16 protein-coding genes are annotated in these 12,882 nt (G+C 38.5%); 3 read left to right on the top strand and 13 right to left on the bottom strand.

All coding sequences use genetic code 11. From position 1 onward, the window contains the following. Positions 1 to 27: 27 nt before the first annotated feature. The 8 genes from QNH15_RS20010 to QNH15_RS20045 all read right to left on the bottom strand — a co-directional run bounded on the left by QNH15_RS20010 (position 28) and on the right by QNH15_RS20045 (position 4,454). Entirely contained in the window at positions 28 to 306 is a 279-nt protein-coding gene (locus QNH15_RS20010; RefSeq protein WP_283895676.1) for a hypothetical protein, read from the bottom strand. 77 nt (positions 307 to 383) lie between these two features. Then, a complete protein-coding gene (locus QNH15_RS20015; protein WP_283889959.1) occupies positions 384 to 563 on the bottom strand; it encodes a hypothetical protein in 180 nt (59 codons plus the stop codon). A 14-nt stretch (positions 564 to 577) separates the two neighbouring features. Further along, entirely contained in the window at positions 578 to 991 is a 414-nt protein-coding gene (locus tag QNH15_RS20020; protein ID WP_283889961.1) for a hypothetical protein, read from the bottom strand. Between the two features lie 314 nt (positions 992 to 1,305). Then, positions 1,306 to 1,569 (bottom strand): hypothetical protein, encoded by a 264-nt coding sequence (locus tag QNH15_RS20025; protein WP_129480031.1) that lies wholly within the window; start codon positions 1,567 to 1,569, stop codon positions 1,306 to 1,308. A 536-nt stretch (positions 1,570 to 2,105) separates the two neighbouring features. Then, complete coding sequence (locus QNH15_RS20030) at positions 2,106 to 3,020, bottom strand: DnaA ATPase domain-containing protein (RefSeq protein WP_283889967.1); 915 nt, start codon at positions 3,018 to 3,020, stop codon at positions 2,106 to 2,108. After that, the gene (locus QNH15_RS20035; protein ID WP_283889969.1) at positions 2,920 to 3,804 is read right to left on the bottom strand and encodes a phage replisome organizer N-terminal domain-containing protein; all 885 of its coding nucleotides are present in this window, start codon (positions 3,802 to 3,804) and stop codon (positions 2,920 to 2,922) included. The genes QNH15_RS20030 and QNH15_RS20035 overlap by 101 nt, the downstream gene beginning before the upstream one ends. A 26-nt stretch (positions 3,805 to 3,830) precedes the next feature. Next, on the bottom strand, positions 3,831 to 4,133 hold the full coding sequence (locus QNH15_RS20040) for a group-specific protein (RefSeq protein WP_283889971.1): 303 nt from the start codon (positions 4,131 to 4,133) through the stop codon (positions 3,831 to 3,833). Between the two features lie 48 nt (positions 4,134 to 4,181). Then, positions 4,182 to 4,454 (bottom strand): helix-turn-helix transcriptional regulator, encoded by a 273-nt coding sequence (locus QNH15_RS20045; RefSeq protein WP_283889974.1) that lies wholly within the window; start codon positions 4,452 to 4,454, stop codon positions 4,182 to 4,184. A 120-nt stretch (positions 4,455 to 4,574) separates the two neighbouring features. Between QNH15_RS20045 and QNH15_RS20050 the strand changes: the two genes are divergently transcribed. The 3 genes from QNH15_RS20050 to QNH15_RS20060 all read left to right on the top strand — a co-directional run bounded on the left by QNH15_RS20050 (position 4,575) and on the right by QNH15_RS20060 (position 7,253). Continuing rightward, complete coding sequence (locus QNH15_RS20050) at positions 4,575 to 4,970, top strand: helix-turn-helix domain-containing protein (protein WP_283889975.1); 396 nt, start codon at positions 4,575 to 4,577, stop codon at positions 4,968 to 4,970. Further along, complete coding sequence (locus QNH15_RS20055; protein ID WP_283889977.1) at positions 4,948 to 5,982, top strand: ImmA/IrrE family metallo-endopeptidase; 1,035 nt, start codon at positions 4,948 to 4,950, stop codon at positions 5,980 to 5,982. Before QNH15_RS20050 ends, QNH15_RS20055 begins: the two co-directional genes overlap by 23 nt. Positions 5,983 to 6,053: 71 nt before the next feature. After that, positions 6,054 to 7,253 (top strand): tyrosine-type recombinase/integrase, encoded by a 1,200-nt coding sequence (locus QNH15_RS20060; RefSeq protein ID WP_283889979.1) that lies wholly within the window; start codon positions 6,054 to 6,056, stop codon positions 7,251 to 7,253. A gap of 142 nt (positions 7,254 to 7,395) precedes the next feature. Here QNH15_RS20060 and QNH15_RS20065 read toward each other — a convergent pair whose 3' ends face one another. From QNH15_RS20065 to sufD, 5 genes are all read right to left on the bottom strand, one after another. Next, positions 7,396 to 8,025, bottom strand: coding sequence for an STAS domain-containing protein (locus QNH15_RS20065; RefSeq protein WP_283889981.1), 630 nt, complete (start codon positions 8,023 to 8,025; stop codon positions 7,396 to 7,398). Between the two features lie 379 nt (positions 8,026 to 8,404). Continuing rightward, positions 8,405 to 9,802: a Fe-S cluster assembly protein SufB gene (sufB, locus tag QNH15_RS20070; protein ID WP_061972198.1), complete on the bottom strand. Its 1,398-nt coding sequence runs from the start codon at positions 9,800 to 9,802 to the stop codon at positions 8,405 to 8,407. Between the two features lie 121 nt (positions 9,803 to 9,923). Beyond that, complete coding sequence (gene sufU, locus QNH15_RS20075) at positions 9,924 to 10,364, bottom strand: Fe-S cluster assembly sulfur transfer protein SufU (RefSeq protein WP_283889983.1); 441 nt, start codon at positions 10,362 to 10,364, stop codon at positions 9,924 to 9,926. Continuing rightward, complete coding sequence (locus tag QNH15_RS20080) at positions 10,354 to 11,574, bottom strand: cysteine desulfurase (RefSeq protein ID WP_283889984.1); 1,221 nt, start codon at positions 11,572 to 11,574, stop codon at positions 10,354 to 10,356. The genes sufU and QNH15_RS20080 overlap by 11 nt, the downstream gene beginning before the upstream one ends. After that, on the bottom strand, positions 11,574 to 12,872 hold the full coding sequence (gene sufD / locus QNH15_RS20085) for a Fe-S cluster assembly protein SufD (protein ID WP_283889987.1): 1,299 nt from the start codon (positions 12,870 to 12,872) through the stop codon (positions 11,574 to 11,576). The genes QNH15_RS20080 and sufD overlap by 1 nt, the downstream gene beginning before the upstream one ends. Between the last annotated feature and the right edge of the window lie 10 nt (positions 12,873 to 12,882).

Here is a 12,882-nt window from a genome sequence, read left to right on the forward strand (position 1 = left end):
TATAAATTAAGGTCATTTCAGAATTTTTTATCCACCGAATTTTATATTAGTGTCGATTCCAGATGCCAAACCATACGCTCCCATTACAATAACCAATCCCACTGCTCCACCAATGAACCATCCTACTGAACGACCACGACCTCGATCTCCACCAAGCATTAAGTAGTAACCACCGATACAAAACGCAATAGCTGCTCCAATTAAGCCCAAACGTTGAGCCCATTTAAGAATCGAAGTTCCGGTTTTGATTAGGCCGTCCATTCCATCAGCTGCACCCAACACCATGTGATTTAACAGATCTAACATCATTATCCCTCCACTGGAATTTTATTGTTAGCTTGCAGGTGTTCTTCTCGATCATGCTCATCTAAGGGTGTTTGTTTTTAGGAATATTGTTCTTTTATTTTCAACAATTCTTCTAAGGCCCGGTCGTTATTTTCTTTCAAATACTTCTCATGTTGTTCATAAAGCCAATCATTATATTCGGTACCGAAAACGGACATAAGCTTTTCAACTTTTTCCTTTTGTTTCTTTAGCAGTTTTGCAGTAACCTTTTCACTCATATTATCCACTCCTTTTATTCGCTAATTTGGCTTATAAACTTATTTAAATCCTTCACTTTTTCATCAGTCCAATTATTTGGCATTTCAAATTCAGCCATTAAAACTCCCTTATCGTAATAACCTAAAGAATCCCTGGATTGTTCTGTTCCCGTATCCTTTTTGAACGTCTGGGACTGCTTATTCGATACTTCTTTACGATAATTGAAGAAACGGCTTTTGGAGTCATTCTTCTCTAACGCTTTACTAACTTGCTCTTTGTTTTTGTCTAGATCTTCTTTGTCATACCCAAAGAAAATAAATCCTGTTTCTTTATCCGAAACAAAGCTTTTTAATTCATCAAAATTCATATCAGTAAATGTACTGTCTTTTCCACATGCTGCAAGAATTAAAAAAATGGCAATGAACCCAAGGAGCAGATGTTTTTTCAATGTAGTCACCCTTTCGGGAAGATGTCGTGGCAGCAACATCTAATCAGAAGATTACAAAAATTTTATATCTGTTTATGGCTGGAACAGAACCCTATGTTGGATTGTCAGAGATATGATGTCTCTGCCCAACAAAGCACATCGTTTTTGGCATTATACGAAGAACCTGTACGGAATAGTTCGACACCGACCAGTTTTAGGAATCACTCGCCTAACCTTATCTGTTAACCGAACCCCTATGTGTCTGCTTTAGAGGAAGGCACTTATATTCAGTTGTATGGTGTCCATTCTGAACACATGTTGCTGCCACGATCACTTCAAGGTTTATATTTCTTTTTTGCAAATCTTTTGTTCGAATTTACCTGTAACAACTCGTCAAATGTGTTTTTGCGTTTTGCAATGATCTGTTCGTCTTGCCCAATGGCTGTTCTTACTCGATAATAAATGTCCGCCAACTTTTCAATATTCCCATTCTCTTCATCTACCGCAAGTGTTCCTTTTAGAATATATGTCTCGTTGTTAAAAGTTCTAATGCTTTTTGCGTCTTTTAAATCAAGGTAGGTTAATCTTTTTACAGCCAAAACAGATCACTCCTTTCATGTTTAGTCGCATAACATTTAACTTTTGAAGCTTAAAGTGGAGACTTCTTTTTCTCCAGCTTAAACATTTGGACATTTTCAAAAGATATTTTGCGAGATGAATTACCATCCATGAAGTAAAGGATCATCAGTATGAAAAACCTAGATGTTTTGATTTCTTTTTTGGGAAGCATAAATCGTTATTAGATTGTGATATTTGCCAATTTCTGAGGTGTAATCATATTAAAATGAGCTTCAAATCCAGATTATTCTACAATAACAGAGAATATAGATTTGTACACTCGACTGCATTGTACTATATTTTTACTTTATAGGTAATAGATAACAGGGAAAACAGGTCTTTTGTATTATTAGAATAATAATACTATTTCGAAAAAATCATTAATCACCTGCAGGATACTAATATATTCCACCCATGTAACCATATAGCATGAATTTAATGGTACTCTTCCTTAAGAAAAACCCATACATCTGCAGTTTGCATCGCATGATAATTCGTAACATGGAAATAAACTTTTCTAACTGAGCCTCTGGTTTAATCGCTTCTTTTCTCCTAGAATAAGTACCATATAATGCTTACACATTTCATAAATACGAGTTCCTAACGCTTCATCAATATGTTCCAATTCATCTACCGTTAACTCGGAAGAAATTAAGATAGGAAGATGATTCAAGTATCGGTAGTTGATGAGGGCATACATTTTTTCGATCTGCCATTCAGTGGCTCGCGGCCATCTGCTTTTTCCCACCGGCTTGAAGAGATCGTCGATAAACAACACATCTACCTTTTTCATTCTACTCATCTTCTCTTCTAGTTTTTCGAAATCATCTTTTAGATCGTCAAAGCCTTCGACGTATGGAAAATAAAGAACCGATACTTGCTTGTTTTTCATTAAGCTATTGGCTATAGCTGTGAGCAGATGGGTTTTTCCACTACCCGGTTGTCCCAGTAAGGCAATGCTATTAGATCTGCTTCTTTTAATTTCGTCAAATTCTAAAATATATTCTTTCGCACATTGGTAGGCGTCCTTTATCACCTGGTCCTTTCCTTCGGTCACAAAGCTTTTAAACTCATGTTTTCTAAACTGCTCAGTAATTTCAGAGGACCGCAGCAAGTTCTTAATGCTTTTCTGTTTCACACAACTGCACCTTTCTGAGTAACTGTCGTGCCATTCCCAAGCATCCCCAGGAGAACACACCCTCCCAAGATGGTAATCAACTTCTAGAACTCTACTGACTGGTACACACGATTGCAAGGTCTCATTCCACTGCCATTCTGTATCTTTGTGTACTCGATAGATGACAATCTCCTTGTCGTTGCAAATTGAGCAATTAGGCTTGTCTTCCTCTTCCAATCCTTCCCACCTGTCCACCGGTGATTGTAAATGCTTCTGGCGTAGTGTTTCGATAATGTTGTTCAGACGGCTTGCCATGTTCACCCTCCTTACGCTTTTTAGCGAAATTGTTATCCAGTACTTTCACATCCGATAAATTATGAACGTAGCTTTTCACCCAGTTCGAGAGGATACCCCTTGCGTAAGACCATGATGCTTTTTTAGCTGCAACCGAGCGCTTCAATGCTTCCATTACCAACTCTTCATTCAATATTTCTATCCATACTTTTAATTCTCTTTGGGTTTGAGCATTCGCTTTGCCAAAATTAGAATGGTAATATTCATGGATTTTAGAGTTTTTTAATCCTGTGTTTTTACGATCTTTTATTTTATCTATTTCTTTTTCTATATTTATATCTTTATCTATTTCTACTTCTATATCTGTTGCGTTACCTTGCGTTAGTGTAACGTTACCAGTATCGTTACCAGCCTTAAGCTTTTTCATTTCCCTATGTTTCGCTACTCTATCTCGGGTCTGCTGGCGGATCTTATCAAGTCCTTCAACGTTTTGGTGTTTCTCCCAGTTGCTGATCGCAATGAATTCATCATCTGTCATCTCAATCATTCCAAAATCTTGGAATGTTTTAAGAGCCAGTCGTACAATATTGAGCGGCCGATTAAATATCGTAGCCAACATTTCATCTGTGTAAGGAACTTTCTCATTCAAGTAGATATAGCCATTTGCATTTGTCTTACCAGCTTGAGCTAGGAGCTTTACCCAAATAATAAGCAGCATATCAGCTTCAGGCATACTCTCAATTAATCGGATTTTTTCGTCTTCAAACATCTGAACACTTAGTTTAATCCATTTAACTTCTGCCATTAAACTCACTCCTTAACTGCACCAATTTACTTTAATTGATATAGCCACTGTGTTAAAAACTTTTTTGTTTCTGTGGCCGGAAAATACCACTTACCACCTACTTTGATTTTCGGAAAATCCTTTTCAAAGAAAAAATTATTAAGAATAGTATTCCAGCTCATACAAGTGCGCCTTTTTAACTCATTAGAATCCCAATAAACTAACTCATTTTCCAGCTTTTCAATTCTTCTTTCAATTGCTTCATGGTACATTCGCTTGATTGCTTCTTCATCCACCTGTACTTCAATTAGTTTTGGGGCACTTTCTATTTGCACTGATTGATTAGACATTAGAAAACCTCCTCTTTATTAAAACTATGTCAGCCGGTGTTGTAGTAATTAAACTGGACGTTTATAATAATGACAACATGTTTTTTTAGTAAACTTTTTAATGGCTACGTCAGCTAAATCTGGAAATAAGTATTCCGGTGTTGTGTCAAAATACTTCGTTAATCTAAATAATAGCTTTGCATCTGGATTACCTCTTCCGCTTTCAATATTCCGAATGTGGCTTTCACTAACATCTAAATCGATAGATAACTGACGCTGGGTAATATTGAACTTCTTACGTAAAAAGCGAAAGCGCGATCGGCGAAGCTTTACGTTATTCAAAATATCACCTCTCTATAAATTGTGTTTTTAATTGACAATTAAACCATAACACACACTAAAAAGCACGTCAATAATAAAAACGTCATTTTAATAAACGTATTTTGTCTTGGAGGAATTATAATGGACATTGAAAGAAAGAAGTTAATTGGAACCCGCATAAAAAAATGCAGACAGGAAAATGAATTTTCTCAAGAAGAATTAGCACAAAAATTAGATATGAAAAGATCTAACGTGGCAAATTACGAATCGGGCAGGGTCGTCCCACCAGGGAATGTCTTACTAGAAATGTCGAACATTTTTAACGTAACAACTGATTACCTTTTAGGCAGCACGAATAATCCATATTCAAATATCTCACTAGATGATAATGATCTTAAGCAAATTCAAAGACAAAGAAATAAACTTACAGGTAAAGACAGAGAAAGAATGGAAAATATGATAAAAATGCTGAAACTTTCATTTTTAGATACAGAAAATGAAGAGGGTGATGAATTTGACGAGGAAGACGACCTATAAAGCGGACTTCGTTAAAGCCCAGAAATCTGCAGATAATGTTTTGAAGAATAGTACCGTAAAAGAATTGCCTGTTCGGGTGAAACAAATTGCATACAGTTTCCCGAATCTAAAAATAAGAACTTATTCTTGGTTTGCAAAAAAGAGAGGATTTTCACATAAAGAAGTTTGTAATCTCGTAAACAGTCATGAAGGATGCTGTTTATATTATGAATCCTTAGATGAGTATTTGATTTTATACAACGATAAGATACCTAGTAAGGGCAGGAAAAGGTGGACTCTTGCCCATGAACTTGGACATTATGTCATGAACCATAACAAAATCAGCAATAATTCTTCCTTGGCTAGAAGTTCACTTACAGAAGATGAATACAACGAATTCGAAAGTGAAGCAAACTGCTTCGCAAGAGAACTATTAGCCCCTCCTCCAGTCTTAAACGAACTAAAGATCAATGACCCAAATGACATTTCTAATTTATGCGACATATCAAGTGAGGCTTCTATAAATGTATATAAGTTTATAAAGCAAGGTGCTCAATTTGGTATTAAGTATTCTCCTAGCCACCCAGTTATCCAATTATTTCAAGAATTCATTTTTAAGATTAAGAATACTCAACGATGCTTGAGCTGTAATTATCTCTTTTCAACTGCTCAGGTAGACTTTTGTCCATGTTGCGGCAGCAACAATCTAACAAAAGAAGAAAATCTTTGCCGGAATGATTTGATAAATTTAGGTATATTAACAAACCAAAACTTGAACAAGACTCAAAAGGTATGCCCGAAGTGCGAAAATGGCTACTTACCTTCCGAATCAAATTATTGCAATATCTGTGGTGTTTTTTTATTAAACAAATGTACGGGATCTTCATACCAAGATTCAAAGAGAAATAATAAATGGCATGATTTTCATGGAGGTTGTGGAGAAATACTTGATAAGTCATCTCGTTATTGTCACAGATGCGGATCATCCTCTACATACTTTGCTGATGGATTATTAAAAGTAATGGAGAATTGAACTTAAAAATTTCTAACTGTTTTAAAATCTGCTCTTCTTAAATAAAAAACTAAAATAGAGGAGAAACATGGATGGCTAATTTCCGAAAACTAAGCAGTGGGATGTGGCAAGCGCGTGTTTTTAAACATGGAAAATTAATGAGTATTGGGACTTTTCGTACAAAAAAAGAAGCCCAAATAGAGGCAAATGCTGTAGAAGAAAAAATTTATTATGGCCACACACTAAATGACCGGGATTTAATGTTTGATGATGTTGTACAAGAATGGTTATATAACCATAAAAAATCCTCTGTTAAAGATTCTACTTTTCGACAATTAGAAGTCATAGTAAGAATACACATACTCCCTTATTTCGGGAATAAAAAGTTAATTAGAATAAAAAGGCCTGAGATTAAGAAATGGATGAATCATTATGCTGAATTCAAAGATGAAAACGGACATGAGGTTTACTCCTATGGATCTCGATTAAAATATTTATCAGTACTCAAAAGCATATTCCATTATTCGGTTCACGATATGGAGATATTAGACAAAGATCCAACGAACAAATTGAAAATACCCGTTAAAGATAAGATACGGATTAATAAAGATATTAAATATTATTCTTTAAGTGATTTAAATCGATTACTTGACTTTATGGAAACTTATCAGCATCAAAGGTATAAGGAGTATCGTCTGTACTTTATGCTTATTTATTTACTAAGCCAAACAGGATTAAGAATAAGCGAAGCACTTGCCTTACAATGGACTGACCTTAAGGGTGATAAATTAACGATTGAAAGACAAACTAGCCGTGATGATAACAATAACACAATGATAACTTCCCTTAAGAATTCATCCTCTTATAGAACAATTAAACTTGATGAAGGATTAGTAGCTGAACTTAAAAAGTTCAAGCTGTTACAAAACCAGATGATCTTAAAACACAATCAATTCAAACGGAATAACGATGGGATTATATTCCAAAATTTTCTTGGGAGGTATCTTACCCCCTCTATAATACGTGAGACATTTCAGGGCTACTGCACAAAAGCAAATGTCAGTTACAAAGGCACACATGTTTTCAGACATACACATGCTGTTTTATTACTTGAAGCAGGAGCAAGCATTAAATATGTTTCGCAGCGCCTCGGACATCAAACGATAAAGACTACAGCTGATATTTATTTAGATGTTACGGACAAAATTGAAGCTGATGAACTAAATAAATTCTCCGTTTATACAAAGAGAAATAAAACCACGCAAAAAAGAAGCGATCCATTCTCTACGTAAAAAACCTTGGTATAAAACTAATACCAAGGTCTTTTTTTCAATAAATAGTCGTATTTCTTCAACAATCGCACCCGTATGTTTAAGTACAATATTTCAATTTCTTGCTACATACTATGTATACACAGATTTTCAAGTGTCATCTTTATAATGCCTGTTTTAAGTTCCCGTATAGCTTAAGATTGGAAAAATCCAAACTAAGTTCTGTTAAAGTTTTAGCCATATATGGTGCTATTCCGGTGATAACAACTTCTATGCCTTGCATTTTCAACCCATGAATTAAGTCAAACAACAATATACCGAGTTCTTTATCAAAATTTAAAACTCCAGAAAAGTCTATTATCAATTTTTGAACATCTTGTAGAGATGATTGTCGTAATGTATGATGCAGTAGATTATTCATGCGTGATGGCGAAAATTTTCCCACCAGGGGCATAACTGCATGAGTTTCATTAATACAAACTACTGAGGCATTGACATCATCCAGTTCTCGGTCCATCCAAAATTGAGCGATTTCCGCTTGGTCGTTGAACTTCTGTGTTGTCATTCGAATCGCTTCATCAAAAGCAAAGATAATATTTTCATAAATCTCCAACCCTTGTTCCATTTCGCTTTTGTCAATGATTTGCGACTGTCGCAAAAATTTGAGCAATGACAACCGAAATGAGCTAAGTACAGCAACAGTCTGTTTTAATTGAACTCCTTTGTCGAAGAAGTAGTTTAGAGAATCATACCCCGTCTCATTTTCTGTGGTTTCCTCTTTGCTTACCAACATGCTTTTGGATACTCTTTCCAATAGCAAATGCAACATCTCAAAATGAATATCCAAGTCCTGGTTTGTAAATGTAATTTTCATGTCTTCTAATGTTTTTGGAAGCAATGTGTTGACAAGTTCTCTTTGATTAACATTTAAGTAATGTGCAACCTTATTTTAAAGCCTCCCCAAAAAAATCACTCCTTGGTTGTTAACTCCATGCTATGTATAATTTCTATGTAACTAAAAAGATTCCTGCTTATTACTAACCTGCCCGTTTGTTGAATAAGATGATTTTTTAAACTTAAAAAAATTTTGAGTTGGCACAAAGTTGGCACGACACTAATTTACACACAAAAAAGCCTCGGTATTTTGCTTATATACCAAGGCTTTTCATCATTTAACCGATTGAACCTTCCATCTCGAACTTGATGAGACGGTTCATTTCAACCGCATATTCCATTGGAAGTTCTTTTGTAAATGGCTCGATGAAGCCCATTACGATCATTTCTGTTGCTTCTTGTTCAGAAATACCGCGGCTCATGAGATAGAACAATTGATCTTCTGAAACTTTAGAAACAGTAGCTTCGTGCTCCAGCGTGATGTTGTTGTTCAAAATTTCATTGTACGGAATGGTATCTGATGTGGATTGGTTATCCATAATCAGCGTATCACACTTGATATTGGACTTGGATCCTTCAGAACGGCGCCCAAAGTGTGAAATTCCGCGATACGTTACTTTACCGCCATGTTTTGAAATGGACTTCGAAACAATGGTGGATGAGCAGTCAGGTGCGAGGTGAAGAACTTTTGCCCCTGCATCCTGGTGCTGTCCTTTACCGGCAATCGCGATGGAAAGGATAGTGCCTTTTGCTCCGCGGCCTTTCATGACAACAGCAGGATATTTCATGGTCAAACGTGAACCAATGTTTCCGTCGACCCATTCCATTGTTGCATTTTCTTCGGCAACCGCACGCTTTGTAACAAGGTTATAGATGTTGTTTGCCCAGTTCTGAATCGTTGTGTAACGCGCATAGGCGTTCTTCTTAACAATGATTTCTACAACCGCACTGTGAAGTGAATTGGTTGAATAAACCGGTGCTGTACATCCTTCTACGTAATGTACAGAGCTGTCCTCATCGGCAATGATCAATGTACGCTCGAATTGACCCATGTTTTCCGAGTTAATTCGGAAATAGGCTTGCAGCGGAGTATCACATTTCACACCTTTTGGCACATAGATAAAGGATCCGCCGGACCATACAGCTGAGTTCAATGCTGCGAACTTGTTATCGGATGGAGGGATAACAGTACCGAAATACTGCTTGAAGATCTCTTCATGCTCACGAAGCGCAGTATCTGTATCGGTAAACAGAATACCCAATTCAGTAAGATCTTCTTTCATATTGTGATATACAACCTCTGATTCATACTGTGCAGAAACGCCAGCAAGGTATTTTTGCTCAGCTTCAGGGATTCCAAGTTTGTCGAATGTCGCTTTAATTTCTGGCGGCACTTCATCCCATGACTTTTCAGACTTCTCGGACGGCTTTACATAGTACGTAATGTCATCAAAGTTTAAGTCTTTTAGGTTTCCGCCCCATTGAGGCATAGGCATTTTATAAAATTGCTCTAATGATTTCAAACGGAAATCGAGCATCCATTGTGGTTCGTTTTTCATTTTGGAGATCTCTTCTACTATTTCTTTTGTCAATCCGCGTTTTGAGCGGAAAATCGAAACGTCTTTATCGCGAAAACCATACTTGTATTCGCCGATTTCAGGCATTTTTTTAGCCATCGTTTCATCCCTCCTTAAAGGATACAATTCTCTTGCAATGGCACTTATTCTTATTGTAGCACATCATGCATTTATCACAAGGAAACAGGCAGGGCACCTTGCTCCTGTCCTGTTCGCTTTATTAAATCTCTTCTTCGTTTCCGACGCCCTTCTCCATTGCTTTCCAGGCAAGTGTTGCACATTTGATTCTGGCAGGAAATTTGGAAACACCCTGAAGGGCTTCGATATCCCCCAGATCAAAAGAGGTGTCGTCATAATCTTTTCCAAGCATCATATCATAAAAGATATGAGCAAGCTTGATCGCATCCTCAACAGATAAGCCTTTTACCGATTGCGTCATCATACTGGCAGAGGCCAGGCTGATGGAGCAGCCTTCGCCATCAAACTTCGCATCAGCAATCTTTCCATCCTCCACTTTCAGGTGGAGCTGGATGCGGTCACCGCATGTCGGGTTATTCATATTAATGGTCACTGTATCTTCACCAAGCTGACCCTTGTTGCGCGGGTTCTTGTAGTGATCCATAATGACTTGGCGGTAAAGCTGATCTAAATTAGAAGACATGGCCGAAATACTCCTTTGTCGTGACCAATCCTTTTACGAAAGAATCAATCTCGTCTTTGGTGTTGTACAGATAAAAGCTTGCACGGGCAGTGGAAGAGGCATTTAACCATTTCATCAGCGGCTGTGCGCAATGATGGCCAGCACGAACGGCAATCCCTTCTGCATCTAGTACAGTAGCCACATCATGTGGATGGACGTCGTCGATATTGAAGGTTACAATGCCGGCACGCTCTTTCGGTCCGTAAATCGTAATTCCCTCCATTTCAGACATCTGTTCGATTGCATACTTCGCAAGCTCTTCCTCATGTCTGTGGATATTGTCCAGCCCAATATCCGAAAGAAAATCAATCGCGGCACCAAGGCCAATGGCACCTGCAATAATAGGGGTACCCCCTTCAAATTTCCACGGCAGTTCTTTCCATGTTGAATCGTAAAGATCAACGAAATCAATCATCTCACCGCCGAATTCTACAGGTTCCATCTTGCTGAGAAGCGCTTTTTTCCCGTATAGGACTCCAATGCCTGTTGGTCCGCACATCTTATGGGAAGAAAAAGCAAAAAAGTCACAATCGAGGTCTTGAACATCGACCTTCAAATGAGGTGTGCTCTGTGCTCCGTCAACCACCATTATCGCCCCGTGTTTATGGGCAATGGCGCCAATTTCCTTTACGGGGTTAATGGTGCCAAGAACATTGGAAACTTGCATAACCGATACAATCTTAGTATGTTCAGTAACTGTGTTTTCCACGTCCTGAAGATCGATGGAACCATCTTCTTTTAATGGAATATATTTAAGCGTTGCTCCTGTTTTCTTGGCCACCTGCTGCCATGGAATAATGTTGCTGTGATGCTCCATCGGCGTGATGACAATCTCATCGCCCTCCGACAGGTTGGACAAACCGTAGCTGGCTGCCACTGTATTGATAGAAGTTGTTGTCCCCCGTGTAAAAATCACTTCCTGCGTGGATTTTGCATTAATAAAACGGCGGACTTTTTCGCGTGCACCTTCATAGGCATCCGTTGCCCGGGTACCCAGGGTATGGACACCACGGTGAACGTTTGAATTGTATTCGCGGTAATACTTTTCCAGCGCTTCAATGACAGGTACCGGCTTTTGGGAAGTTGCGGCACTATCAAAGTAAACAAGCGGTTTTCCATTGACTTCCTGATGCAGGATCGGAAACAGCTTTCTTACTTCTTGTGCGTTCATTATCTTACTTTCCTTTCTATTACCTCAACCAAACGTTTTTTCACGGATTCAAGCGGCATTTCGTTCACCACAGGGCCAAGGAATCCATGGATGATCAATCGTTCAGCCTCAGCTTTTGATATCCCGCGGCTCATAAGATAGAACAATTGAATCGGATCGATTCGTCCGACTGAAGCAGCATGGCCCGCGGTAACATCGTCCTCATCAATCAACAGGATCGGGTTGGCATCACCACGTGCTTTTTCACTCAGCATCAAGACGCGTTCTGTCTGTTCACCGTTCGATTTTGTCGCACCATGCTCGATCTTCGTAATTCCGTTAAAGATGGAACTCGCAGCGTCCTTCATTACACCATGTGTCAGGATGTAGCCTTCTGAGCTTTTTCCGTGGTGGAAAATTTGAGCCACAAAGTTTTGCTTTTGATCACCTTGGCCGATGTTTACCGTTTTTGTATCAGTAAATGACCCATCGCCTACAAGGTGTGTTGTATTATCTGAAACCGTATTTCCGTCGTTCAGCTGACCCAGAGCCCATTCAATTCTGGCATCGCGTCCCGCACGGCCTCTGCGGTTAATATAAGAAGTCATGCCTTTGGCCAAGTTGTCTACGGCACCGTAAACGACTTTCGCTCCAGGACCTGCAAAGACTTCTGATACGATATTGGAGACAGAGTCTCCTTCATTGTTGGTGGAAAGATAGTTCTCAACATAGGTTACAGAACTGTTGTCTTCTGCTGCAACGATGACGTGGTTTACAAGTCCTGCCTGCTCATCATCATGGAAATAAATCGCTTGAAGCGGAGCCTTTACTTCAACATTTTTAGGAACATGGATGAACGCTCCATTGTTGACTAAGGCAGCGTGAATAGCTGTCAGACGGTTTTCATCAACGCTGACTCCATCCTGCATGAAATATTTCTGAAGAAGGTCTCCATGTTCTTTCGCAGCCGTAACAAGGTCAGTAAAAATTACGCCTTGTGCAGCCAATTCATCAGTTACTGATGAACGAAGCGTTTTCCCGTTTTGAATGACAAGAAGGTTTCCTGCTTCCCCATCTTCACCAATAAGGGCTTTTACTTGTTCAGGCAGCTCAGTTCCGTTCTCTTTGCTGCTGATATGGTTAAATTCAGTAAGGTTCCATTTATCAATTTTCGTTTTATCCGGCTTTGGCATTGGCAACTGCTGTGCAAGCTCCAAAGCGCGCAAGCGAAGGTCTAAAAGCCACTGTGGTTCCTGGCGGCTTTCAGAGAACTTGCTTACATAATCTTTGTCGTATTTAAATGAAGTTTCAACTGACATGTACAAATCC

This window comes from Fictibacillus enclensis, from assembly GCF_030123385.1.
Classification (GTDB): domain Bacteria; phylum Bacillota; class Bacilli; order Bacillales; family Fictibacillaceae; genus Fictibacillus_C; species Fictibacillus_C enclensis.

Bases quoted from the DNA above. Each gene is read 5' to 3' on its own strand.
- sufB (WP_061972198.1), bottom strand. From the start codon at position 9,802: ATGGCTAAAAAAATGCCTGAAATCGGCGAATACAAGTATGGTTTTCGC.
- QNH15_RS20030 (WP_283889967.1), bottom strand. From the start codon at position 3,020: ATGGCAAGCCGTCTGAACAACATTATCGAAACACTACGCCAGAAGCAT.
- QNH15_RS20015 (WP_283889959.1), bottom strand. From the start codon at position 563: ATGAGTGAAAAGGTTACTGCAAAACTGCTAAAGAAACAAAAGGAAAAA.
- QNH15_RS20010 (WP_283895676.1), bottom strand. From the start codon at position 306: ATGTTAGATCTGTTAAATCACATGGTGTTGGGTGCAGCTGATGGAATG.
- sufD (WP_283889987.1), bottom strand. From the start codon at position 12,872: ATGTCAGTTGAAACTTCATTTAAATACGACAAAGATTATGTAAGCAAG.
- QNH15_RS20050 (WP_283889975.1), top strand. From the start codon at position 4,575: ATGGACATTGAAAGAAAGAAGTTAATTGGAACCCGCATAAAAAAATGC.
- sufU (WP_283889983.1), bottom strand. From the start codon at position 10,364: ATGTCTTCTAATTTAGATCAGCTTTACCGCCAAGTCATTATGGATCAC.
- QNH15_RS20065 (WP_283889981.1), bottom strand. From the start codon at position 8,025: ATGTTGGTAAGCAAAGAGGAAACCACAGAAAATGAGACGGGGTATGAT.
- QNH15_RS20060 (WP_283889979.1), top strand. From the start codon at position 6,054: ATGGCTAATTTCCGAAAACTAAGCAGTGGGATGTGGCAAGCGCGTGTT.
- QNH15_RS20035 (WP_283889969.1), bottom strand. From the start codon at position 3,804: ATGGCAGAAGTTAAATGGATTAAACTAAGTGTTCAGATGTTTGAAGAC.
- QNH15_RS20040 (WP_283889971.1), bottom strand. From the start codon at position 4,133: ATGTCTAATCAATCAGTGCAAATAGAAAGTGCCCCAAAACTAATTGAA.
- QNH15_RS20080 (WP_283889984.1), bottom strand. From the start codon at position 11,574: ATGAACGCACAAGAAGTAAGAAAGCTGTTTCCGATCCTGCATCAGGAA.